The organism is Aeromonas sp. QDB25 (genome assembly GCF_027707725.1).
Taxonomy (GTDB): Bacteria; Pseudomonadota; Gammaproteobacteria; order Enterobacterales; family Aeromonadaceae; genus Aeromonas; species Aeromonas caviae.
This window is the reverse complement of record NZ_JAPCIZ010000038.1, coordinates 15606-37979: the sequence shown is the minus strand read 5'-3', so window position 1 is coordinate 37979 and position 22374 is coordinate 15606. Positions and strand designations below refer to the sequence as shown.

General features: G+C 63.0%; 21 protein-coding genes. 8 read left to right on the top strand and 13 right to left on the bottom strand.

The annotated features are described in order from the left end of the window. The first annotated feature begins 147 nt into the window (after positions 1 to 147). Positions 148 to 633, top strand: a complete 486-nt coding sequence (locus PG883_RS14035) for a 2TM domain-containing protein (RefSeq protein ID WP_041211140.1) — start codon at positions 148 to 150, stop codon at positions 631 to 633. A 126-nt stretch (positions 634 to 759) separates the two neighbouring features. On the opposite strand, the gene PG883_RS14030 is transcribed toward PG883_RS14035, so the two are convergent. The 6 genes from PG883_RS14030 to lptD are packed head-to-tail and all read right to left on the bottom strand — an operon-like array spanning position 760 to position 7558. Next, on the bottom strand, positions 760 to 1581 hold the full coding sequence (locus tag PG883_RS14030; RefSeq protein WP_039040022.1) for a symmetrical bis(5'-nucleosyl)-tetraphosphatase: 822 nt from the start codon (positions 1579 to 1581) through the stop codon (positions 760 to 762). 6 nt (positions 1582 to 1587) lie between these two features. Further along, entirely contained in the window at positions 1588 to 1950 is a 363-nt protein-coding gene (gene apaG / locus PG883_RS14025) for a Co2+/Mg2+ efflux protein ApaG (RefSeq protein WP_010673206.1), read from the bottom strand. A gap of 4 nt (positions 1951 to 1954) precedes the next feature. Beyond that, positions 1955 to 2767: a 16S rRNA (adenine(1518)-N(6)/adenine(1519)-N(6))-dimethyltransferase RsmA gene (rsmA, locus tag PG883_RS14020; protein ID WP_010673207.1), complete on the bottom strand. Its 813-nt coding sequence runs from the start codon at positions 2765 to 2767 to the stop codon at positions 1955 to 1957. Then, positions 2757 to 3752, bottom strand: a complete 996-nt coding sequence (gene pdxA, locus PG883_RS14015; protein WP_236277264.1) for a 4-hydroxythreonine-4-phosphate dehydrogenase PdxA — start codon at positions 3750 to 3752, stop codon at positions 2757 to 2759. Before pdxA ends, rsmA begins: the two co-directional genes overlap by 11 nt. 50 nt (positions 3753 to 3802) lie before the next feature. Next, positions 3803 to 5095: a peptidylprolyl isomerase SurA gene (surA, locus tag PG883_RS14010; protein ID WP_010673209.1), complete on the bottom strand. Its 1293-nt coding sequence runs from the start codon at positions 5093 to 5095 to the stop codon at positions 3803 to 3805. A gap of 30 nt (positions 5096 to 5125) precedes the next feature. After that, positions 5126 to 7558 (bottom strand): LPS assembly protein LptD, encoded by a 2433-nt coding sequence (lptD, locus tag PG883_RS14005; protein ID WP_236275103.1) that lies wholly within the window; start codon positions 7556 to 7558, stop codon positions 5126 to 5128. A 174-nt stretch (positions 7559 to 7732) separates the two neighbouring features. Here lptD and PG883_RS14000 point away from each other — a divergent pair, with 174 nt between their 5' ends. The 3 genes from PG883_RS14000 to djlA are packed head-to-tail and all read left to right on the top strand — an operon-like array spanning position 7733 to position 10249. Further along, positions 7733 to 8743 (top strand): aminoglycoside phosphotransferase family protein, encoded by a 1011-nt coding sequence (locus PG883_RS14000; RefSeq protein WP_270807333.1) that lies wholly within the window; start codon positions 7733 to 7735, stop codon positions 8741 to 8743. After that, complete coding sequence (murU, locus tag PG883_RS13995; protein WP_069651829.1) at positions 8740 to 9408, top strand: N-acetylmuramate alpha-1-phosphate uridylyltransferase MurU; 669 nt, start codon at positions 8740 to 8742, stop codon at positions 9406 to 9408. The genes PG883_RS14000 and murU overlap by 4 nt, the downstream gene beginning before the upstream one ends. 19 nt (positions 9409 to 9427) lie before the next feature. Next, complete coding sequence (djlA, locus tag PG883_RS13990) at positions 9428 to 10249, top strand: co-chaperone DjlA (RefSeq protein ID WP_223952343.1); 822 nt, start codon at positions 9428 to 9430, stop codon at positions 10247 to 10249. Between the two features lie 84 nt (positions 10250 to 10333). Here djlA and PG883_RS13985 read toward each other — a convergent pair whose 3' ends face one another. The 4 genes from PG883_RS13985 to PG883_RS13970 form a co-directional block, all read right to left on the bottom strand. Further along, positions 10334 to 11689, bottom strand: a complete 1356-nt coding sequence (locus tag PG883_RS13985) for an NCS2 family permease (RefSeq protein ID WP_104454691.1) — start codon at positions 11687 to 11689, stop codon at positions 10334 to 10336. Between the two features lie 255 nt (positions 11690 to 11944). After that, on the bottom strand, positions 11945 to 12274 hold the full coding sequence (locus tag PG883_RS13980; protein WP_134997928.1) for a hypothetical protein: 330 nt from the start codon (positions 12272 to 12274) through the stop codon (positions 11945 to 11947). A gap of 111 nt (positions 12275 to 12385) precedes the next feature. Continuing rightward, positions 12386 to 14053 carry an energy-dependent translational throttle protein EttA gene (gene ettA, locus PG883_RS13975; protein WP_010673216.1) on the bottom strand — a complete coding sequence of 556 codons (1668 nt, stop codon included), beginning with the start codon at positions 14051 to 14053 and terminating at the stop codon, positions 12386 to 12388. A 198-nt stretch (positions 14054 to 14251) separates the two neighbouring features. Next, positions 14252 to 15094: a lytic transglycosylase domain-containing protein gene (locus PG883_RS13970; protein WP_048208292.1), complete on the bottom strand. Its 843-nt coding sequence runs from the start codon at positions 15092 to 15094 to the stop codon at positions 14252 to 14254. A gap of 311 nt (positions 15095 to 15405) precedes the next feature. Between PG883_RS13970 and PG883_RS13965 the strand changes: the two genes are divergently transcribed. From PG883_RS13965 to PG883_RS13955, 3 genes are read left to right on the top strand one after another with little or no spacing between them, the layout of a single operon-like run. Continuing rightward, positions 15406 to 16146 carry a glycosyltransferase family 2 protein gene (locus PG883_RS13965; RefSeq protein WP_042016786.1) on the top strand — a complete coding sequence of 247 codons (741 nt, stop codon included), beginning with the start codon at positions 15406 to 15408 and terminating at the stop codon, positions 16144 to 16146. Beyond that, positions 16146 to 16505 (top strand): lipid-A-disaccharide synthase N-terminal domain-containing protein, encoded by a 360-nt coding sequence (locus tag PG883_RS13960; protein WP_041211329.1) that lies wholly within the window; start codon positions 16146 to 16148, stop codon positions 16503 to 16505. The genes PG883_RS13965 and PG883_RS13960 overlap by 1 nt, the downstream gene beginning before the upstream one ends. Beyond that, positions 16495 to 18183 (top strand): ArnT family glycosyltransferase, encoded by a 1689-nt coding sequence (locus PG883_RS13955; protein ID WP_270807332.1) that lies wholly within the window; start codon positions 16495 to 16497, stop codon positions 18181 to 18183. Before PG883_RS13960 ends, PG883_RS13955 begins: the two co-directional genes overlap by 11 nt. 42 nt (positions 18184 to 18225) lie before the next feature. Here PG883_RS13955 and PG883_RS13950 read toward each other — a convergent pair whose 3' ends face one another. Together PG883_RS13950 and PG883_RS13945 are read right to left on the bottom strand one after the other, a co-directional pair. Continuing rightward, the gene (locus PG883_RS13950; RefSeq protein ID WP_270807331.1) at positions 18226 to 19224 is read right to left on the bottom strand and encodes an NAD-dependent epimerase; all 999 of its coding nucleotides are present in this window, start codon (positions 19222 to 19224) and stop codon (positions 18226 to 18228) included. After that, positions 19221 to 20570, bottom strand: a complete 1350-nt coding sequence (locus tag PG883_RS13945; protein WP_270807330.1) for a UDP-glucose dehydrogenase family protein — start codon at positions 20568 to 20570, stop codon at positions 19221 to 19223. The genes PG883_RS13950 and PG883_RS13945 overlap by 4 nt, the downstream gene beginning before the upstream one ends. A gap of 292 nt (positions 20571 to 20862) precedes the next feature. On the opposite strand from PG883_RS13945, the gene PG883_RS13940 reads away from it, so the two are divergent. After that, positions 20863 to 21471, top strand: a complete 609-nt coding sequence (locus tag PG883_RS13940; RefSeq protein ID WP_010673223.1) for a YitT family protein — start codon at positions 20863 to 20865, stop codon at positions 21469 to 21471. 97 nt (positions 21472 to 21568) lie between these two features. On the opposite strand, the gene PG883_RS13935 is transcribed toward PG883_RS13940, so the two are convergent. Beyond that, positions 21569 to 22360 (bottom strand): heme ABC transporter ATP-binding protein, encoded by a 792-nt coding sequence (locus PG883_RS13935; protein ID WP_042016790.1) that lies wholly within the window; start codon positions 22358 to 22360, stop codon positions 21569 to 21571. Positions 22361 to 22374 lie beyond the last annotated feature (14 nt).

The following is a 22374-nucleotide window of genomic DNA, read 5'->3' as shown; positions in this document are numbered from 1 at the left end:
CTGGTTGCTCGGGGCGCAAGAGCCACGATTGCGTGGTAGTAAGATTTTGATTTTTAAAGGAAGTCAGGTGAGTGTCGGCCATCTGTCGTGTTGCCTCTCATCCCCTTTCCCTATGCTGGCCCTGTCAATCACCACAAGGAGCGCAAGATGATCGTCAGGAAGTTGAGATTGCAACGGGGATGGTCCCAGGAACAGCTGGCGACCCTCACAGGCCTGAGCGTTCGCACCATTCAGCGAATAGAGCAGGGACAACAACCCGGACTGGAATCCCTCAAGGCCCTGGCCGCCGTCTTCGAGCTCGATGTGACCCAACTGCAGGAGAGCGAGATGAAAGGGAATGAGGGCGAAGATCGGGGACGCGTGCAGGTGGCGCGGGATGAGCGGGAGGCGATGAAGTTCGTGGAGGGGCTCAGGGGCTTCTACGGCCACCTCATGAGCTATGTGCTGGTGATAGGGGGGCTGTTTGTCATCAACTACCTGAGCAACCCGGACTATATCTGGGCCTGGTGGCCCATGCTGGGATGGGGGCTGGGGCTGGCTTCCCACGCCATCAACCTGTTCCAGCCCTTCAAGCTGTTTGGCCCGGAATGGGAGCGACGCCAGGTCGAGAAACGGCTGGGGCGCAGGCTCTGATCCGCTCATCATGAAAAAACGGGCCCGGCATTGCCGGGCCCGTTCTGTTTTCAGCTCCATTTCACAGGAGAGGGCATTGCTCTCCTCTCAACGGCGGATCATTCCCTTGTTCCGCAGAGAGCCGCTCTACTTGGCATAGGCCGGGCAGGGGGTGGCGATCAGGGCGTCGTCCTCGTAGCGCCACAGGGTGAGGCTGTTGCCCCAGACGCACCCGGTGTCGAGTCCCTTGATATCGGATTTGCCGGTGTTGCCCATCAGGGCCGCCCAGTGGCCGAAGACCAGGATGGGGTCATCCACATGGTGCTCGCGCTGCTCGAACCAGGGGCGCAGGCCCGGGGTCGATTCGGTGGGGCCCTTCTTGCATTTGAAGTCGAGGCGCCCGTCGAAGTAGCAAAAGCGCATCCGGGTGAAGCTGTTGATGATGTAGCGGTAACGCTCTATGCCCAGCAGGTTGTCGTTCCAGCTGTCGGGCTGATCGCCATACATGTTGTGCAGCAGCCAGCTGTACTGATCCCCGCGCAGCAGGCTCTCCACCTCCCGGGCGCAACTGCGGGCGGTGTGGGCGTCCCAGGCGGGGGAGAGGCCCGCATGCACCATCATGATGGGCAGGTCGGGGTGTTCTGCCAGCAGGGGACGGTGACGCAGCCACTCCAGCAGCTCGTCCCGATCCGGCGCCTCCATCAGCGCCTGCAGCTTGTCTTTCTTCTTGAGCGGGGCGACCCCGTGGGCCACCGCCAGCAGGTGCAGGTCGTGGTTGCCGAGCACGGTGACGGCCTGCTGCCCCAGTGATTTGACGAAACGCAGGGTGTTGAGGGAGTCCGGCCCCCGGGCGACGAGATCGCCGCACAGCCAGAGCGTGTCGTTATCGAAGTCGAACTCGGCAAGATCCAGCAGACGGCGCAAATCGTCGTAGCAGCCCTGGATATCACCGACGAAACAGTTCGCCATGAAACCTCAGTTGATTATGTTGGGGACGGCCAGCGTGAAGGGGGCGATGGGGGCTTCGAATTGTTGCCCCGATTCATCCTGCAGGATGTAGCTGCCTTCCATCACGCCAAGCGGTGTGGCGAGGGGAACGCCACTCTGGTAGGAAAAGGTCTCGCCGGGGGCGATCAGGGGTTGTTCACCGACCACGCCGGGACCTTCCACTTCCAGCATCTTGCCATTGGCATCCGTAATGAGCCAGCGTCGATGCAGCAGTTGCACCGTGCCCGGACCCAGGTTCTCAATCTCGATGCGATAGAGAAAATGGTAGGGATCTGCGGTTCCCGCCACATAGCTGGGGTGGGGGCGGACCACTATCCGGGCTTGGGTCATGGGATCAGGCCTGTTGCTGGTCGGCCAGCCAGTTGGCGATCGTGACGAACTGCTCGAGGGAGAGATTCTCCGGGCGCAGGTTGCCATCGATGCCAAGCTCGGTCAGCTGGGCGTCGGTGATGAAGTTGGAGAAGCTGTTGCGAATGGTCTTGCGACGCTGGCCGAAGCCTTCGGTGCAGACCCGGTTCAGGCAACGAATGTCTTTGGCGACGATAGTCGGGTTCTTGTGCGGGATCAGACGCACCACGGCGGAATCCACCTTCGGCGCCGGCTTGAAGGCGCCCGGGCCCACTTCCAGCACCGGCACTACCTGACAGTAGTACTGGGTCATCACGCTCAGACGGCCATAGGCCTTGCTGCCCGGGCCGGCGGCTAGACGCAGCACCACTTCCTTTTGCAGCATGAAGTGCATGTCCTCCACCCGGTCGGCAAATTCGCACAGGTGGAAGATGAGGGGGGTGGAGATGTTGTAGGGCAGGTTGCCGAAGATGCGCAGCGGCCCCTTGCCTTCCCCCATCAGGGTGCTGAAGTCAAAGCGCATGGCATCGGCTTCGATGACGGTCAGCTTCTCTTTCAGGGTGGGGTGTTCGCGCAGACGTGCGGCAAGATCCCGGTCCAGCTCGACCACGGTCATCTTGTCCATCTGGGCGGCGACCGGCTCGGTGAGCGCGGCCAGACCCGGGCCAATCTCCACCAGATTCTGACCCGGTTGCGGGTTGATGGCGGCCACTATCTGGTCGATCACATACCGGTCGTGCAAGAAGTTTTGACCGAAACGCTTACGGGCCGTGTGGCCCATGTGCACCTTACTGCTCATATCTTTTTTTCTCTACCATCTGGATGGCGTGGTTGATCGCGGTGGTGAGGCTGCCGGGGTCTGCCAGGTTCTTGCCTGCCAGATCCAGCGCGGTGCCATGGTCCACCGAGGTACGGATGAAGGGAAGTCCGAGGGTGATGTTGACCGAGTTGCCAAAGCCCTTGTACTTGAGCACGGGCAGCCCCTGATCGTGGTACATGGCGAGTACCGCATCCGCATCCTTGAGGTATTTGTCCTGGAACAGGGTATCGGCCGGCAGCGGGCCGACCAGATCGATCCCTTCCTGGCGCAGGGCGGCCAGGGCGGGTTCGATGACATCGATCTCTTCACGGCCCAGATGACCCCCTTCCCCGGCATGGGGATTGAGGCCGCAGACATAGATCCGGGGCTGTTCGATGCCGAACTTGCGCCTGAGATCCGCATCCAGGATGCGGATCACCTTGCCAAGGCGATCCTCGGTGATGGCCTTGGCAACATAGGCAAGGGGAATATGGGTGGTCGCGAGGGCCACTCTCAGCCCTTCGGTGGCCAGCAGCATCACCACATCGGCGGTGTCGGACTGCTGGGCGAAGAACTCGGTGTGACCGCTGAACGAGACGCCCGCCTGGTTGATGATCCCCTTGTGCACCGGCCCGGTCACCACGGCGGCAAATTCGCCGCTCAGGTTGCCGTCGCAGGCGCGCTGCAAGGTAGCCAGCACATAGGCGCCGTTGCCCTCATCCAGCTTGCCTGGCACCACGGGGGCGCCGAGCGGCACGGGGCAGACGGTCAGAGTCCCCGCCCGCTGCGGACGGGTGGGGGCGCTTTCGTCATAGGGTTCAAGCTCGACGGGCAGCCCCAGCAGGGCGGCCCGTTCGCGCAACAGGGCGGGATCGGCGATCACCACCAGCTGGTGCGGCCAATCCTGCTGGGCAATCTGCAGCACCAGATCCGGACCGATCCCGGCTGGTTCACCCGGGGTGATGGCAAGCCGGTGGCAGCTCAGCTGTGCCTCGGCGTGCGCTGGATGCGCCTTGTTCATCTGCTTGTCGCCCATCAATTGGGTTCGATCTGGATGTAGGCTTCGTCGCGCAGCTCATCCAGCCAGGCCTGGGACTCTTCGGCGAAGCGGCGGTTGAAGATGAGCTGGTAGGCGCGTTGCTCCTGGGCCTTGCCGGTGGCGTCCTGGCTGCGGCGATCCTCGAGCTGCACGATGTGCCAGCCGTGGCTGGTGCGGAAGGGTTCGCTGATCTGGCCCGGTTGCAGGCGCCCCAGCATGTCGCGGAATTCCGGCACATAGACGTTGGGATCAGACCAGCCCAGCTCGCCACCCTGCACCGCAGAGCCCGGATCCTCGGAGTATTTCTCTGCCATGCTGGCAAAGCTGGCCTTGCCGCTCTTGATGTCGTGCAGGATGCCGTCCAGGGTGCCCTTGGCCTTCTCCTCGCTCAGGATGATGGAGGGCTTGATCAGGATGTGGCGCGCCTTGACCTCGGTCTGCATGACCTGTTGCTGACCCTTGGTGTCGAAGATCTTGATGATGTGCAGACCGGCGCCGGAGCGCAGCGGGCCGACGATGTCACCCTTGCCGGCCCCTTGCACGGCTTCCGCCATCAGGGTGGGCATCTCCTGCGGGCTCAACCAGCCCCAGTCACCTCCTTCCAGCGCCTTGGGACCGTTACTCTCGGCAATGGCCAGCTTGCGGAAGTCGGCCCCCTCTTTGAGGGACGCCAGAATGCGCTCGATCTTGGCCTTGGCGGCGTTGAGCTGCTCGGCATTCGGGTTGTCCGGCAGCGCGACCTGGATATGGCCGATATGATATGACGTCTGCTGCTGGCCCTGTTTGCTCAGGGCCTCGACCACCTGCTTGACCTCCTGATCGGAGATGTTGATGCGACGGCGGACCTGGCTGCGGCGCACCTCGTTCATCAGGATTTCGCGGCGCACCTCCTCACGGTACTGGGCGTAGGTCAGGCCTTCCCGCTCCAGTTGGGCGCGCAGTTGCTCCAGGTTCATCTTGTTGTCGGCGGCGATGCTCTGAATGGCCTGTTCCAGCTGGGTGTCACTGATCTTGAGCCCCTGGCGCTCCGCCAGTTGCAGTTGCAGGCTCTCCTGGATCAGGCGATCCAGCGCCTGCTTGCGCAGGGTGACGTCATCGGGCAGGGACTGGCCGCTCTCCTGGGCGGAGGCCTTGACCTTTTGCACCAGGGCCTCCTGCTGACTGGCCAGCACCACATCCTTGTTGACCACGGCAAGCACCTTGTCCATCAGCTCGGGGGCGGCGAGGGCACCCTGGCTCATGACTCCGAACAGGCCTGCGGTCAGCAGGGAAATCAACGTCTTCTTCATATCCATCTCTCAAGGCGTTTGCCAGACCGGTTACTGGTCTCGCAGGTTAAACGGACGAATGTAAGGCAGTGCTTCGGTGTCCAGGGAGGTGCCCTTGGAGCCGGTACCCACGCTACCCAATCCTTTCATTTCAAATTGAATGCCGAGGCTGCGCTCGGACGTCGGGGTCAGGTTCACGTTGTCTGGCGTGTTGACCCATTCCAGGTTGAAGTTGATGCTCCAGCAGCAGGAGTCGTATTTCAGACCCACCTTGCGGTCCACTTTGACGTTCTGGTTGAGCTCCTGATAGTAGCCGCCATAAAGGTGCCAGCGATCGTCCAGCGGGGTGGTCAGCAGCAGGCCGATCTGGTTGAGATCCGTCACCTGGCCCTTGTGGTCGAGGTCGTAGTTGGCATCCCGCACGAAGCGGTGGTTCAACTGGCTGATCAACTTCTCGTGACGGTACTCCAGGGCGCTGTTGGCAGAGCTTATCTGGCGCTGTTCCATATCATATTGTGCCCCCGCATGGGCATACCACTGCTCGTTGATCTTGGCGTCACCCTCGAACGACAGAGGGGAGCGGGTATTGGTACTCAGCTCATCGCTGCTGTAAAGCTTGACCCTGGGCGCCACGAAGTCGAAGGCTTGGGCAACGGCCAACCGGATTCGTTCATCCCCGGCCGGATCATAAATGCGGGTGGTGACCCCCAAGGAGAGCCGGTTGGAGTCGCTGATGCGGTCCAGACCGGCGAAGCGGCGATCGCTGAACAGGCTGTAGTAGTCCTGGCGCATGGTGGTGGAGTCATAGACGCCGATGTTGTCCTGATCTTTATAGGGCACATAGAGGTACTGGAATTCAGGCTCCAGGGTCTGGTTGGCTCCCTCGCCAAACCACTGCTGATCCCGCTCGAAGGTCATGCCACCCTTGAGACGGAACGAGGGCAGTACCCGGGTGATGGTCCCCTCTTCCAGGGTGACGTCGCCGCCCTCTCTCGGGGTGAAACGATTGGTGAAGGTGCTGCTCATCTGGTCAGGCACCGTCTGGTCGTAACGGGTGTACATCAGCTTGTACTGGCTGTCGAGGAAGTAACCCGCCTCGTCAACGAGGGGGATGGTCAGGGTGGGGGCCGTGTAGACCCGGGTGCCGGTGTAGGCTTCACCCTTGTTCTGCTCGATGGCCTGATCGTTGTTGTAGCCGAAGTTGGTCAGCTCGGTATTCCAGGCCAGATCGTACCAGCTGCCCTGCTGGTAGTAGTTGTGGTTGATGCGCGGCATCAGCTCGTGGGGCTGCTGGGCGCTGGCCAGCAGGATCTGGTAGGTCCGTACCTCGGCATCGAGGTTCCAGTTCTGCTGGTAGTAACCCGCCTTCAGGGATTGCTGCAACTGGTTGTCGACCTGGGTCCCCACCTTGGGGGTGAAGTCGTTGAAGTAGTTGTAGTCCTGGTCCCGTACCTTGGTGTAGTCCACCGACACCCGCATGGCGTTGTCCATGAACATGGAGGTGTGGCGGGCACTCAGCAGGTAACGGTGACCATCAGAGAGATGCTGATTGAGGCTGGCCGTCTCGTCGTACTGCTTGTCGTCCGCCAGGTTCTCGAAGTAGAGGCTCCCCACGTGGGCCGGGTCCGGCATGTAGCGGAACTCGACCTGTTCCATCAGGCCCCGTCTGTCCATGAAGCGGGAGGTGATGGTGGCATCGTAGTTGGGGGCGATGTTCCAGTAGAACGGCTGGGTGATGTCCATACCGTTCTTGGAGCTTTGGGTATAGCCCGGGTAGAGCAGACCGGTCTTGCGCTCATCCTTGATGGGGAAGTTGATATAGGGGAAGTAGAAGACCGGATAGTCATAGAGCCAGAGGCTGGCGTTCCATGCCTCCCCAAATACCTCGGACTGATCGATGTCGATGCTGCCGGCCTTCAGGGTCCAGGCCTCCTGGCCCGGTGGGCAGGTGGTGTACTGGGCCCCTTCCAGAGTGATGTTCTGGTTGTTGTTGGTCATGGTCACCTTTTCGGCGAAGCCGCGCACCGGTGAGCCATGGACTTGATACTTGCCCTCTTCCAGCTCGGAGTTCTTGGTGTCCAGGTTGGATTTCAGGGTCTTGTCGCTGGTGACCGTGATCTGGCCATCGTTGTAATAGATGTTGCCGATGGCGATGACATCCCGGCTCTTCTGGTCGAGCTGGGCATAGTCGGAGTCGAACTTGCGCACGCCCTGGCGCACCTTGACGTCACCCTCGTAGACGGCGGTACCGCCCTGCTTGGCCTCCAGGCGATCGGCATCCACCTCGACGGGCTGGGTATTGGCGTCCTGGCCCGCACTGGGCTTCTCTATCTTGGGGACATAGTCATAGCAGAGGCTGTCGAGGATCCCGGTAGCGGGTGGCGCATTGAGTGGCGCTGCCTGGGCCATGAGCGGACTCAGGGCAGGAACAAGGCTGATGGTCAGGGCGATGGGACAGGAGTATCCCAGTGTCCATTTTGTCATGTGAAAGGCTCGCGCAATCCGTAGTAAAAACGGTGGATTCAGGGCATGCATTTTATGTCAGGATCCATCGAGTTGACATTGCATGTCATTGCTTTATGTTAGCCGGCAATGATAAAGCATTATTGCGGCCAGGGCTAACAGCCAAGTGCTGCTTTCCAATTTGGTTCCCGACTCATGCACGATCGCGCTTCCCTGCTTTTGCAATGGGCTCGCCGGATTTCCGGTGACGCCAACCTCTCGTTGACGCTTATTTCCGGTGACGCCAGTTTCCGCCGCTACTTCCGGGGCGGCGGTCTGGTGTGGGTGGATGCTAATCCGAAAACCGAAAAAAATCATGAATTCGTTCGCAATGCGACCGCCCTGCACGATGCGGGGCTGCTGGCCCCCGAGGTAAAGGGGGTCGACTACGAGCAGGGATTGCTGGCGGTGACGGATCTGGGGGATACCCAGCTTATCGGCTGCCTGAACGAAGAGAGCGTACTGGCCTGGTATGGCAAGGCCATCGCCCTGCTGCCAGGGCTCGGCGCCGTGGCGCTCGAGCTCGAGCCCTTCGATGAGGCCTTCATGGCCCGCGAAAATGCCATCTTCCCCGAGTGGCTGCTGGGGCATCACCTGCAACTGACCCTGAGCGATGAAGAGCAGCAGTTGCTGGCGGAGACCTTCGCCTGCCTCACGGCGAGCAACCTGGCCCAGCCACAAGGAGTGATGCACCGGGACTTCCACAGCCGCAACCTGATGGTGTGCGGCGGGATGAACCCGAAGGAGAGCGACCTCGCCCTTATCGACTTCCAGGACATGGTCATCGGGCCGCTGAGCTATGACCTGGTCTCCCTGCTCAAAGATTGCTACGTGCGCTGGCCGGACGTGGTGATCGAGCAGGGCATGCGACTTGGCTTCGACACCCTGCAAGAGGCCGGCCTGCTCGACAATCTGGACTATGCCGCGTTTCGTCGCGCAGCCGATCTAACCGGCATGCAGCGTCATCTCAAGGCGGCGGGTCTCTTCACCCGCCTCTATCACCGCGATGGCAAGGCCGGCTACCTCAAGGACATTCCCCGTACCCTGGGCTACGTGGTCGATGTCTGTCGCAGCCATGGCGCCGCCTATCCGGTGCTGGCCCGCTTCGGCCAGTGGCTGGAGCAGGTGGTGCTGCCGGGATTGGCGCGCACCGGGGTGACACCATGAAGGCGATGATCCTGGCCGCCGGGCGCGGCGAGCGGATGCGTCCGCTCACCGATCTGCTGCCCAAGCCGCTGCTGGCGGCGGGGGGCAAGCCGCTCATCGTGCACCACATCGAGAAGCTGGCTGCTGCCGGGGTGACCCAGCTTGTGATCAACCACGCCTGGCTCGGACACAAGCTGGTGGCGGCCCTCGGCGATGGCAGTGCGCTCGGGGTATCCATCCACTGGTCGGCCGAAGAGAGCGCGCTCGAGACTGCCGGCGGCATCGTGCAGGCGCTGCCCCTGCTGGGCAGCGAACCCTTTCTGGTGATCAACGGCGATACCTGGCTCGACCTGGATTATCGCGCTCTGGTGAGCCAGCCGCTTGGGGAGGATCTCGCCCACCTCTGGCTGGTACCCAACCCTCCCCAGCATCCGCAAGGGGACTTCTCCCTGCAAGCGGGTCGGGTGCTGGACACCCCGGCCCTCACCTTCAGCGGCGTCGGTCTCTATCACCCCGCTGCCTTTGCTGGCTTGCCCTGCGGGGCGCGCAAGCTGGCCCCCCTGCTGCGCGACTGGATGGCGCAGGGACGGGTGGGTGGCAGCCTGCTGGCAGGCGAGTGGCGCGACATCGGCACCGTCGATCGGCTGCGCGAGCTGGACGAGCAACTGCTCGCCGGCACCCATTAACATCACGAGGTCTTGAACCATGCGTATTTGGGGCAAGGTGCTTGGCACCTTCTTCGGTTTTCTGCTCGGCAACATCTTCGGCGCCCTGCTGGGCCTGTGGATCGGCCATCGCTTCGATCGGGGCATGGGGATCCGCGGGGCCTTCCAGCGGGCACCCAGCCAGCAGCAACAGGCCGTCTTTTTCCATGCCACCTTCGCCGTCATGGGCCACATCGCCAAGGCGAGCGGCCAGGTCACCGAGCACGAAATACGGGTCGCGTCCAACCTGATGGACAGGATGCGGCTGGCCGGAGAGCAGAGGGTACGGGCTCAGGAGTCGTTCCGCCTTGGCAAGGAGGCGGACTTCCCCCTGCGCGAGACCCTGGCGGAGTTTCGCCAGGCGAGCCTGGGGCAGCGCGACATTCTGCGCTTCTTCCTCGAGGTCCAGCTGCAGGCCGCCTTCGCCGACGGTCAGGTGGAGGCGAACGAGCGGGCTATCCTGCAAACCATCGCCGACGAGCTGGGGTTCAGTCGCATCGAGCTGGCCCGCATTCTGGCCATGGCCGAGGCCCAGATGAACTTCTTCCACCGTCAGCAGCAAGGCAGTGGCCAGGGGCAGCAATACCGCCAGGAGCCCCCCTCCCGGGATCGCCTCAAGGATGCCTATCAGTTGCTCGGGGTGAACGAGAGCGACAGCGATCAGGAGATCAAGCGTGCCTATCGCAAGGAGATGAGCAAGCATCACCCTGACAAGCTGGCCGCCAAGGGATTGCCCCCCGAGATGATGGAGATGGCCAAGGAGAAGACCCAGGAGATCCAGCAGGCCTGGGAGTGGATCCGTGAGGCCCGCGGCATTCGCTGAGCCCTGTACCCGCCATAAAAAAATGCCCGTCGATGACGGGCATTTTTGTTTTCAGAGTCTGGTTTTCTTTCCATGGAAGAAAAATCAGTGGGCATCGACCCAGACAAACTTGAGGACGAAGAGCAGGGCCACCACCAGCACGCAGGGGTTGATCTCGCGCCAGCGGCCGGTGCCTGCCTTCATCACGCAGTAGGAGATGAAGCCCACGGCGATCCCCTCGGTGATGGAGAAGCTGAACGGCATCATCACCGCGGTCATGAAGGCCGGCACCGCTTCGGTCAGGTCTTCCCACTTCACCCGGGTCAGCTCGGAGCACATCAGCACGCCCACGTAGATGAGGGCCCCCGCTGCGGCATACGCCGGCACCATGGCGGCCACCGGAGAGAAGAAGATGGCCAGCAGGAACAGGATGCCCACCACTATGGCGGTCAGGCCGGTGCGACCGCCGACGGCGACGCCGGAGCTGCTCTCGATGTAGGCCGTCACGGACGAGGTCCCCATGAAAGCGCCGCCGACGGAGCTGACGCTGTCCACCACCAGGGCCTGCTTCATGCGCGGGAAGTGCCCCTTGTCATCCGCCAGCTTGGCGCGGTTGGTCACGCCGATCAGGGTGCCGGAAGAGTCGAACAGGTTGACCAGCATGAAGGAGAAGATGATCCCGGCGAGGCTGATGTCCAGCGATCCCATCAGGTCCAGCTGGCCGAAGACCGGTGTAATGCTCGGCGGCACGGAGACGAAGCCCTTGAAGGTGACGTCGCCGAACAGCCAGCCCAGGGTGGTGGTCACCACGATGGCGATGAGCACGGCGGAGTGGACGCCGCGGGCGGAGAAGATGCAGATCAGGAAGAAGCCGAGCAGCCCCAGCAGGCAGGGCAGGGAGGTGAGGTTGCCCACGGTCACCATGGTGGCGGGGCTCGCGACCACGATGCCGGCATTGTGCAGGCCGAGCAGGGCGATGAGCAGACCGATGCCGGCGGTGATGCCGACCCGAAGTGTCAGGGGAATGTTGGCGATGAGCCAGTAGCGTACCCGCAGCAGGGTCAGGATCAGCAGGCCCAGCGCACCCCAGAAGATGGTGCCCATGCCCACTTGCCAGGAGTAGCCCATGCCGGCCACCACCACGAAGGCGAAGAAAGCGTTGAGGCCCATGGCGGGAGCCAGGGCGATGGGCAGGTTGGCCAGCAGACCCATCAGGATGCTGCCGATGCCGGCGATGAGGCAGGTGGTAACGAACACGGCCTGGGTATCCATGCCTGCCGCAGAGAGGATCTGCGGGTTGACGAAGACGATGTAGACCATGGTCAGGAAGGTGGTGATGCCGGCGATCACCTCGGTGCGGGCCGTGGTGCCATGACCGCGCAGGGCAAACAGGCGCTCGAGCAATCCCTGCCCGGCAGCCGGGCTGGCGGTCTGCCCGGTAGCGTGATGTGGTTGATTCATGTTGGATTCCAATGGGTGACGTGAAATAGGCAGCAGGGGGCCCGGCCCATCCATGCGGGGCGACGGATCCTGATTCTGGCGGTGAAGTGACCAGACTCGTCCTGATACCGTGACAGCGCGCACATTTTCACACAGGCGGCCAGGTTTACAAACCCCGGATGTGCGAGGCGGATCAATGAATAGAGTAAAAATTCAAACGTTTTCTCCCGGAGGCAGGAGAAAGGGGACCAATAGAGCCCCGTTTCCACATCGGGATCAACGGTTTTTCTGGTAGCGTTCGATAAGCTGGCTCAGCACGGCATCGCTCTGCTCCAGCAAGGGATCGAGGGCCAACCCCATGCGTTGCAGCAGCAGGGTGGCCTGGGTTTCGCTCAAGGGACGGCCATCGAGGAAGTAGGCCTGCTCGGCCAGTTGCTTGTCATGGCGGGGCAGCAGCACCCAGTGCACTCGTCGGGGTTCGATGGCGGCGAGGATCCGGTTGGCGGCCGCGCAGAAGGTATCGATGCGCTGCTTGCCATCCGGCCCCAGACAGCCGGGTTCGAGCCGGATCTGGATGGTGAGTCTGGTGGTGGAGGCTTGGATCATGGGTCGCTATCGCTGGGGTAGAGGTGGAGATTGTAAGTCAGAAGAGGCAAAAAAGGGGAGCCCCGGCTCCCCTTGTGACGTCATGCCTGGCGGCGCGGCTGTTGCCTCGCCTTACTTGGCAATGCGCTTGTACTTGGCGCGGCGCGGCTGAATAGCCTCGGCACCGTAGGTCTTCTTCTTCCACTCTTCGTATTCGGTGAAGTTGCCTTCAAAGAATTCGATCTTGCCCTCGTCCTGGTAGTCCAGGATGTGGGTGGCGATGCGGTCGAGGAACCAGCGGTCGTGGGAGATGACCATGGCGCAACCCGGGAACTCCAGCAGGGCGTTCTCGAGGGCGCGCAGGGTTTCGATGTCCAGATCGTTGGTCGGTTCATCCAGCAGCAGCACGTTGCCGCCGGTCTGCAGCAGCTTGGCCAGGTGCAGACGGCCACGTTCACCACCGGAGAGCTCGCCGACCCGCTTCTGCTGGTCGGAACCCTTGAAGTTGAAGCGGCCGATGTAGGCGCGGCTCGGGAACTCGTAGTTGCCGATGCGCAGGATGTCCTGGCCGTCGGCGACTTCCTCGAACACCGTCTTCTTGTCGTTCATGCTGTCGCGGAACTGATCCACGGAGGCCAGCACCACGGTGTCACCCAGGGTGATGGAACCGGAATCCGGCTGCTCCTGACCCGACATCATGCGGAACAGGGTCGATTTACCGGCACCGTTCGGACCGATGATGCCGACGATGGCACCCTTCGGAATGGAGAAGGAGAGATCGTCGATCAACTGGCGGTCGCCATAGGACTTGCAGAGGTTGGCCACCTCCACCACCTTGTCGCCGAGGCGCGGTCCGGGCGGAATGAACAGCTCGTTGGTCTCGTTGCGCTTCTGGTAGTCGTTGGTGTTGAGCTCTTCGAAGCGAGCCATACGAGCCTTGGATTTGGCCTGACGGCCTTTCGGGTTCTGACGAACCCACTCCAGTTCCTTCTCGATGGACTTGCGACGGGCGGCTTCGGAACTGGCTTCCTGGGCCAGACGGGCATCTTTTTGCTCCAGCCAGGAGGAGTAGTTGCCCTCCCAGGGGATGCCTTCGCCGCGGTCCAGCTCCAGGATCCAGCCCGCCACGTTGTCGAGGAAGTAGCGGTCGTGGGTGATGGCCACGACGGTGCCTTCGTAGTCGTGCAGGAAGCGCTCCAGCCAGGCCACGGATTCCGCATCCAGGTGGTTGGTCGGTTCGTCCAGCAGCAGCATGTCCGGTTTTTCCAGCAGCAGGCGGCACAGGGCCACGCGGCGGCGCTCACCACCGGAGAGGTGCTTGATCTGGGCATCCCAGGCCGGCAGGCGCAGGGCATCGGCCGCGCGCTCCAGCTGGTTTTCCATGTTGTGGCCGCCCTGGGCGGCGATGATGGCTTCCAGCTCGCCCTGTTCGCGGGCCAGCTTGTCAAAATCCGCATCCGGGTCGGCATAGGCTGCATAGACCTCGTCGAGGCGCGCCATGGCGCGTTTGACGTCGCCGACCGCCTCTTCGACCGCTTCGCGTACGGTCTGCTCCGGATCCAGCTTCGGCTCCTGGGGCAGGTAGCCGATCTTGATGCCGGGCTGCGGACGGGCTTCCCCTTCGATCTCGGTGTCGATGCCCGCCATGATGCGCAGCAGGGTCGATTTCCCGGCGCCGTTCAGACCCAGCACGCCTATTTTGGCCCCCGGGAAGAAGGAGAGGGAGATGTTCTTGAGAATATGACGCTTGGGCGGCACGACCTTGCCGACCCTGTTCATGGTGTAAATAAATTGAGCCATTGGCTAATTCTCTTCCTTTCAGCAGTTTAATGTCTTGGCATTAACAAACTGATGTCGTGGTGGGGCCGGGTCGACGGGCCGTCAACCCGGTTCCAAAAAACCCGTCGATTGTAAACCAATGGGAGAGGGGCGGCAAAGCCGGGCGCCGCAGGCCGGGACGGCCGACAGGCGCGAGGGAAGAGGGGCAACCGGGTAAGCTCAGCGCGGTGAGTTGCGGCGGGCCGGTTTGTCAGGATCCTGCCCCGAGTAGTAGAGCACCCGCTGCACATACTCCTGGGTTTCCTGATAGGGCGGCACACCGCCGTGGCGCAGCACGGCCTGCTCCCCGGCGTTGTAGGCGGCGCTGATCCTCACCCAGTCCGGACCGAACTGCTTCTCCAGCCACTTCAGGTAGATCATGGCACCACGGATGTTCTGCTGGGCATCGAACGGCCGGGTCACGCCGAAGCGGGCCTGGGTTTCGGGAATGAGCTGCATGACGCCCTGCGCCTGCTTGGGGGAGACGGCGGTACTGTTCAGATTGGATTCGGCGATGGCGATGGCCAGGGCGAGTTGAGGGTCCACTTTGTGACGCTGGGCGGCCTGGCGGATCATGACGGCCAGCTTTTGCTTGGCCTGTGACTGTCTGGCCAGGTAGCGCTCCTGATCGAAGGGGGTACTGGGGCGCACCCAGGGGGCTCCGCCACCGCCTCCAATGCCGCAGGTACCCAGGGGCGCATTGCCGACCCGCTCGTTGTAGTAACGGGCGGCTTGCTGGTTGCCAAGGCGCATGGCCATGGCCAGGTAGGCGTTGGCGCTGCGGGCATTGCGGATCCCCTGGGGGCCGCGGGCCAGCAGGCGGCCGATGCGGTAATAGGCTTCCGGGTTGCCAAGGTTGGCGGCGGTGCAGTAGTGGGCGATGGCCTGCCGCGGGTTTCCCTGTTCCATGGCGGCACCCTGGCGCAGTGCGCTCATGGCCTTGGGGGCCTGACGAAAGGGATCTGCGTGGGAAGTGGTGGCGAGCAGTATCAGGAGTCCCCAGCCCCAGAGTCGTTTTTTCATGGAAACCTCGTCGTTGGTATCCGCAACATATAGGCCCGATCCGGGGAGGGACGCCAGCCAGCAGATGGAACATCTGGTTATGTGGGTGAGCGGCAGAGATGAAAACGGTATGGAACTTTTGGTGCAGAGGAGGAGCGGCAGGCTCCCGGGTCAGTGACTGCTTTGATAGATTTGTTAATTGAAGTTCAATATGCTGACAGAGTTGTTTTCTAACGCCTTGTATTTGCATGATGTCAGCCAGGCCATCGATGCAATGTCGTCGGGTCTGCCGGGTGAATCGATAGCGCCTCTGATGAGGGCAGGATGTGCATATGGTCGAATCGGTCGATATCTCTGTCGTGGTGCCTGCCAAGGATGAGCGGGACAATCTGGCCCCGCTTGTCGGCGAAATAGATGCCGCCCTTGGGGGCAGGTTCGAGTACGAACTGATCTATGTGGACGATGGCAGTGTGGACGACAGCCATGTGGTACTGCGCGATTTGCAGACGCGTTTCACCAGGCTGAAGGTGCTACGCCATGTCCATGCCGTGGGCCAGAGCATGGCGGTGCTGAGCGGAGTGCGCCACGGGCGTGGCGACTGGCTGGTGGTACTCGACGGCGATGGTCAGAACGATCCCGCCGACATTCCCGCCATGCTGGAGGAGGCGATGCGCCGCTACCAGAGCGATCCATACCAGGTGGGCCTCATCGGCCACCGGGTCAACCGCCGTGACGACTGGGTCAAGCGCCTCTCTTCAAAGCTGGCCAACGGCTTTCGCGACCTGCTGCTGCGCGACGGTATTCCGGATACCGGCTGCGGGCTCAAGGTGGTGCGTCGCGACTGGTATCTGAAACTGCCAGCCTTCAATCACATGCACCGCTACATCCCCGCGCTGATCCAGGCACAAGGGGGGCGCATGGCACCCTGGCCGGTCAACCACAGGCCACGCCAAGCGGGGATCTCCAAATACGGGGTCTGGAACCGGCTCTGGGTCGGGCTGGTGGATGTGGTCGGGGTCTGGTGGTTGCAGCGCCGATCCAAGGTGGTTGAAATCCGGGAGATGCTGGAGTGATGGACGCCTGGCTGTCTGCCCCCATCGACTGGCTGGACTGGACCGGGGTGCATGTCACCGGCTGGAAGCTGATCGGCTATACAGGGGCGCTGATGTTCGGCGGACGCTGGCTGGTGCAGTTTCTGGCGTCCAGGCGGGCGGGACGACCCGTCATCCCGCGCCTGTTCTGGTACATGAGCGTGATCGGCAGCCTGATGACGCTCAGCTACTTCACCTTCTCTCCCAAGCAGGACTCTGTCGGCGTGCTGCAAAACCTCTTCCCCACCTTCACCGCGCTCTACAGCCTCTATCTCGATATCCAGCATCGGGGCTGGCGGCGGGACAAGGTAGTGACCGGGGAGGCTCGTCATGGTGAGTGATCGCTCCCTGCTCAATCAGACGTCCCTTGGCTGGTTGCTGCTGATCGCGCTGGTGGTGCTGGGGGCCGGGCTGGGTCTGCGGGACCCCTGGCCGGCGGACGAGCCGCGTTTCGCCCTGATCGCCCGGGAGATGGTGGAGAGTGGCCAGTGGCTCTTCCCCATGCGCGGCGGGGAGCTCTATCCGGACAAGCCGCCGCTGTTTATGTGGGGGATCGCGATCGGTTATGTGTTGACTGGCTCTATCAAGGTGGCCTTTCTGCTGCCCTCCCTGCTGTCTGGCTTGCTGACCATCTTGCTGGTGTGGGACCTGGGGCGTCGGTTATGGAACCCAGCGGTCGGCTTTATGGCCGGGCTATTGCTGCTGTTCACCGTCCAGTTCACCCTGCAGGCCAAGACGGCGCAGATCGATGCCCTGGCGACGGCCTTCATCACCCTCGGTCTCTATGGCTTTCTGCGCTTCCTGCTCTGCGAGGGAGGGTGGCGCTGGTACTGGCTCGGCTGGTTTGCTGCTGGGCTTGGCGTCATCACCAAGGGGGTAGGAGTACTGGCCCTGCTGGTGCTGCTTCCCGCGCTCTGGACCCACAGGTCGCAAATCCGCGCCGCGCCCTTGTCAGCCTGGCTGAAGGCCCTGCTTGGGCCGCTGGCCATGGCCCTGGCGATGGGCCTCTGGCTGGTCCCCATGCTGGAGGCCGTGACCCGAAGCGGGGATCCCCTCCTGCTGGCCTACAGAGACAACATACTGCTGCGCCAGACGGTGACTCGCTATACCAGCGCCTGGCATCACGTCAAACCCTTCTGGTACTACCTCATCTCGGTGATCCCGCCGTTCTGGCTGCCGCTCTCCCTGCTGTTGCCCTGGCTGGTGGTGGCCTGGCGGCGCGCCATCCGGGCGCAGGACAGGCGTATCCTGCTGCTGCTGGGTTATCTGGTGCTGGTGGTGCTGTTTTTCTCCTGCTCGCCGGGCAAGCGGGGCGTCTACATCACGCCCGGTACGCCCGCCCTGGCGCTCCTGACCGCACCCTTCATCGGCACCCTGCTGGTCCGGGTCTGGCCGGGGCGACTGCTGGCCGGGCTTGGCTGGCTGCTGGGGGGGGCAGGGCTGGTGGGGGCTCTGGTGCTGGCATTTAGCGACAGAGTGGCCAGCCGTCTGGGGGAACTGGGGCCGGAGCCCTGGCTTCCCCTGCTGGTGCTGGGGGGATCCTTGCTGCTGATCAATGCCTGGCTTCGCCGGGCGCCACTGACCGCCATTCTCAGCTCCCTGGTGGTGGGGTGGCTGATCTACTCCTGCTGGATCAGCGTGCGCCTCAACGAGGTGCGCACCCCTCAGGCAGTCATGGCATTGGCGGCGCAGAAGGTGCCTATGGGGGATGAACTGCTGCTGGCGGGCTTCAAAGAGCAACATCTGCTGTTTAGCCTGCAACCAGTGAAACATTACCCTTATCTAATGGGGGACGGGGAGCAGGCCAGGGAAGCTGCCGCCTGGATAGGGGCTGCCCCCGGGCGCTGGGTACTGGGGAGCGCCGACCTGATGGTGAGGTGTTTTGACTCCGCGAAGATGGAAAACCTCGGCAACCGTCACCGCACCGACTGGCTGCTGGCAGGCCCGCAAGCCCTCAAACCCGCCTGTCGTGGGCTCTCCCCCACCATGGTGCCCTTCAGCTATACCCCTTCATCCTGAGCGCAGGGTCGCGAGCCAGGGGACCCTGCCACCTCGTTTGGCTCAGACCCGGTAGTAGTCCCGATACCAGCGGACAAAGCTGTCTACCCCTTCCTTGAGCCCGACACGGGGGCGATAGCCCGTGGCGTCGAACAGCGAGTGGGTGTCGGCCCAGGTGGCGAGCACGTCGCCGGGCTGCATGGGCAGCATGTTGCGGATGGCCCGTTTGCCGAGGGCCGACTCGATGGCATCCACGAAGTCCAGCAGCCTGACCGGGCTGCCGTTGCCGATGTTGAAGAGGCGATAGGGGGCCGGGCTGGCGTCCGGGGCCCCCTGCCAGTGGGCATCGCCCGCGGGGGGGCTGTGTGAGATGCGCACTATCCCCTCGACGATGTCGTCGACATGGGTGAAATCCCGGCTGAGCTGGCCCTGGTTGTAGAGGTCGATGGGGTCGCCGTTCAGGATGGCGTGCACGAACTTGAACAGGGCCATGTCGGGCCGACCCCAGGGGCCGTAGACGGTGAAAAAGCGCAGCCCGGTGGTGGGCAGGCCGTAGAGATGGGAGTAGGAGTGGGCCATCAGCTCCCCCGCCTTCTTGCTCGCCGCATAGAGGGAGACGGGATGATCCGCCCCATCGGACGGCTTGAACGGCATCTGTTCGTTCAGCCCGTAGACCGAGCTGGAGGAGGCATAGACCAGATGTTGCACCCGGGTCTGGCGACACCCCTCCAGCACGGTAAGGTGGCCGGTGAGGTTGCTGTCGGCGTAGGCGAAGGGGTTGTCCAGGGAGTAGCGCACCCCGGCCTGGGCCCCCAGATGGATCACCCGGTCAAACTGCTCGCGGGCAAAGAGCGAGGCCATGGCCGCGCGGTCCGCGAGATCGGTGCGCTCGAAGCGAAAGCCGGGCAGAGGCGTGAGCAGGGCTAGGCGCGCCTCCTTGAGGCTCACCGCGTAGTAGTCGTTGAGGTTGTCTATCCCCACCACCTGATGGCCGTCGCCACAGAGCCTGCGCGCCACATGAAATCCGATAAACCCGGCGGCGCCGGTGACGAGGTACTTCATCGCTCCTCCTGATGAGCCAGGCTGTCGCCACGGCCGATGGCATAGTAGGTGAAACCGCGCTGGCGCAGACGGGCCGGATCATAGAGGTTGCGGCCGTCGAAGATGATGGCCTGCTTCAGGGTCTGGCGAAGCAGGTCGAAATCCGGTGCGCGGAACTGTTGCCACTCGGTGCAGACGAGCAGGGCGTCAGCCCCCTGGAGGGCGGCTTCCTGGGTGTCGCACAGGATCAAATCTGCCCGCTGGCCATAGAGGCGGGCGGCCTCGGTCATGGCCTCGGGGTCGAACGCCTGCACCTTGCCTCCTGCCGCCCAGATCGCCTCCATCAGCACCCTGCTCGGGGCTTCGCGCATGTCGTCGGTATTGGGTTTGAAGGCGAGTCCCCATAACGCGAAGGTGCGCCCCGACAGACTGGCACCAAAATGGTGGTGCAGCCGGGTCATGAGCCTGTGCTTCTGCGCCTCGTTGACCTGCTCCACCGAGCGCAGCAGGGGGGTCTCGCACCCCGCCTCCTTCGCGGTGTGGATCAGCGCCCTGACATCCTTGGGGAAGCAGGATCCGCCATAACCGCAGCCCGGGTAGATGAAGTGGTGGCCGATGCGCGGATCGGCACCAATGCCCTTGCGCACCTCCTCGATGTCGGCGCCCAGGGCTTCGGCCAGGGTGGCCATCTCGTTCATGAAGGAGATGCGGGTCGCCAGCATGGCGTTGGCGGCGTACTTGGTCAGTTCGGCGCTGCGTGCATCCATCCGCAGGATGCGGTCTCGCTTGCGGTTGAAGGGGGCGTAGAGCTCCTCCAGCAGGGAGAAGGCGTGATCGGAGTCGGTGCCGATGATAATGCGATCCGGCCGCAGGCAGTCGGCGACGGCGGCGCCCTCCTTGAGAAATTCGGGGTTGGAGACCACGTCGAGCGGAAGGTCGAGACCACGGTCGGCGAGGCGCTCCGCAATGTGTCGCCGTACCCGGCTGGCGGTGCCGACAGGCACAGTGCTCTTGTTGACCACCACCTTGCCCCCTTGCATCAGGCGGCCTATGGTGTCCGCCACCGTCATTACCTGATGGAGGTCGGCAGACCCGTCCTCGTCCGGCGGCGTTCCGACCGCGATGAAGATAAGCTCGGCAAACTCCACCGCCCGTGCCGGGTCTGTGGTGAAGATCAGGCGACCGGCCTGATGGTTGCGCTGCACCAGGGGGGCGAGACCGGGCTCGAAGAGGGGAATGCGCCCCTCTTTCAGGCCCGCGACCTTGTCGGCATCCACATCCACGCAGGCCACCTTGTGACCCATCTCCGCCAGTACGGCGGCCTGAACCAACCCGACATAACCTATTCCGAATACGGTGACTCTCATCCGCTGTTGTTCCGCTGGCAGTGACAAGCGACTCATTCTAGAACGATTCGGGCGCGGGGGCAGCGGCCCGTTTCAGGTTTTTCAGCATCAGGCCGGCGGTGAGTGCGGGACATTTTGGTGCAAGGATTGTAACGCCTGGATGACGCGCACCATTTTGGCGCGTGAAGGGCGGGACTTGTGATCCATCTCACTCAAATTGGAGACTGTCGGCATAACGAAGCCCCGGTTAACGGGGCTCGCTCCGCCCGACGGGCGGCTAACACTCTCTTGCTTCGCGACTGGATACCTGGTTATGGACAACACTTCACGCTCTGCGCACCCGCTCTATGAGGATGTGCTCGCCTTGCTGACCGCAGCAGGCTTCGTTTCCCTCGGCATCTTCCTGTTCCATCAGGTCGGCCTGCTCACCGGTGGCACCGCCGGCCTGGCGCTGCTGCTGCAACAGGTGACCGGCATCAGCTTCGGCCTGCTGTTCTTCGCCATGAACCTGCCTTTCTATGCCCTGGCCTGGCTCAGAATGGGGCCGCGTTTCACCCTCAATACCTTTGCCGCCGTGGCCACCGTCTCATTCATGACGGATCACCTCAACGCCGTGCTGCAAATCGGCAAGATCGAACCCGTCTATGCGGCGCTGATCGGCGGCACCCTGATCGGCATGGGGCTGCTCATCATGTTCCGCCACAAGGCGAGCCTGGGGGGCTTCAACATCCTGGCGCTCTTCATTCAGGACAGATGGGGTGTGCGGGCAGGTAAGCTGCAAATGGGGCTGGATTGCGCCATCGTGGTCGCCTCTTTCTTCGTGGTCTCCCCCTGGCTGCTGGTGCTTTCCGTGGTGGCAGCCATCATCTGTAATCTGGTGTTGACACTCAATCACAAGCCGGGACGCTACCAGATAGCCTGATGTGCCCGTGGGAGTTGCCCTGCAGGTCAGCCCAGGGCTGGATACCGCAAAAAGACAGAGCGCCTGATGGCGCTCTGTTGCTATCTGCCCTTGGGTGTCACACCACCATGGGGACGCCGCTCTCGGGGTGGTGGATCACCTGTGCGGGGTAGTCGTAGAGGCGCGCGATGAGCGCTGGGGTCAGCACCTCGCCTGCGCTGCCGTCAGCCATCAGCCTGCCCTGCTCCAGCATCACCAGCCTATCGGCGTAGCGGGCTGCCAGATTGAGATCGTGCAACACCACCAGCACGGCGGTATTGCGACCGGCCAGTGCTCGGGCCATGGCGAGCAACTGGTGCTGGTATTTGAGATCCAGCGCAGAGGTGGGCTCGTCCAGCAGCAGCAGCCGCGCTTGCTGCGGTTCCTCCGGGGCCTGCCAGATCTGGGCCAGCACCCGGGCGAACTGCACCCGTTGACGCTCCCCGCCGGAGAGGCCGGGATAGAGGCGGTTTGCCAGATGGTCGACCCCGGCGTGGGTCATGGCGGCGCGGACTATCTCGTCGCGCCGGCTGGCAGGCTCGCTGTGGGGCAGCCGGCCCATGGCCACCACCTCTTCGCACAGGAAGGGGAAGCTCAAGGAGGAGCTTTGCGGCAGCACACCGACCCGGTGTGCCAGAGCGTTGTCGGCCCACCCCCTGCGGGTCTGGCCGAACAGGTGGATCTCCCCTTCATGTTCCAGCTCGCCGGTCAGGCACTTGAGCAGTGAGCTTTTGCCCGCCCCGTTGGGGCCGAGCAGGGCGGTCAGGCTGCCGGCATGCAGGTCGAGATCCAGGCTGTCCAGGATAAGCCGGTTGCCACGACTGAGGCGAAGACCCCGGCAACTGAGCAGGGGGGAGGGGGATCCGGGCAAAGTGACGATCTCCT

Coding starts and splice junctions, on each gene's coding strand:
- PG883_RS14035 (WP_041211140.1), top strand. CDS start 148: ATGATCGTCAGGAAGTTGAGATTGCAACGGGGATGGTCCCAGGAACAG.
- PG883_RS14030 (WP_039040022.1), bottom strand. CDS start 1,581: ATGGCGAACTGTTTCGTCGGTGATATCCAGGGCTGCTACGACGATTTG.
- apaG (WP_010673206.1), bottom strand. CDS start 1,950: ATGACCCAAGCCCGGATAGTGGTCCGCCCCCACCCCAGCTATGTGGCG.
- rsmA (WP_010673207.1), bottom strand. CDS start 2,767: ATGAGCAGTAAGGTGCACATGGGCCACACGGCCCGTAAGCGTTTCGGT.
- surA (WP_010673209.1), bottom strand. CDS start 5,095: ATGAAGAAGACGTTGATTTCCCTGCTGACCGCAGGCCTGTTCGGAGTC.
- lptD (WP_236275103.1), bottom strand. CDS start 7,558: ATGACAAAATGGACACTGGGATACTCCTGTCCCATCGCCCTGACCATC.
- PG883_RS14000 (WP_270807333.1), top strand. CDS start 7,733: ATGCACGATCGCGCTTCCCTGCTTTTGCAATGGGCTCGCCGGATTTCC.
- murU (WP_069651829.1), top strand. CDS start 8,740: ATGAAGGCGATGATCCTGGCCGCCGGGCGCGGCGAGCGGATGCGTCCG.
- djlA (WP_223952343.1), top strand. CDS start 9,428: ATGCGTATTTGGGGCAAGGTGCTTGGCACCTTCTTCGGTTTTCTGCTC.
- PG883_RS13985 (WP_104454691.1), bottom strand. CDS start 11,689: ATGAATCAACCACATCACGCTACCGGGCAGACCGCCAGCCCGGCTGCC.
- PG883_RS13980 (WP_134997928.1), bottom strand. CDS start 12,274: ATGATCCAAGCCTCCACCACCAGACTCACCATCCAGATCCGGCTCGAA.
- ettA (WP_010673216.1), bottom strand. CDS start 14,053: ATGGCTCAATTTATTTACACCATGAACAGGGTCGGCAAGGTCGTGCCG.
- PG883_RS13970 (WP_048208292.1), bottom strand. CDS start 15,094: ATGAAAAAACGACTCTGGGGCTGGGGACTCCTGATACTGCTCGCCACC.
- PG883_RS13965 (WP_042016786.1), top strand. CDS start 15,406: ATGGTCGAATCGGTCGATATCTCTGTCGTGGTGCCTGCCAAGGATGAG.
- PG883_RS13960 (WP_041211329.1), top strand. CDS start 16,146: ATGGACGCCTGGCTGTCTGCCCCCATCGACTGGCTGGACTGGACCGGG.
- PG883_RS13955 (WP_270807332.1), top strand. CDS start 16,495: ATGGTGAGTGATCGCTCCCTGCTCAATCAGACGTCCCTTGGCTGGTTG.
- PG883_RS13950 (WP_270807331.1), bottom strand. CDS start 19,224: ATGAAGTACCTCGTCACCGGCGCCGCCGGGTTTATCGGATTTCATGTG.
- PG883_RS13945 (WP_270807330.1), bottom strand. CDS start 20,570: ATGAGAGTCACCGTATTCGGAATAGGTTATGTCGGGTTGGTTCAGGCC.
- PG883_RS13940 (WP_010673223.1), top strand. CDS start 20,863: ATGGACAACACTTCACGCTCTGCGCACCCGCTCTATGAGGATGTGCTC.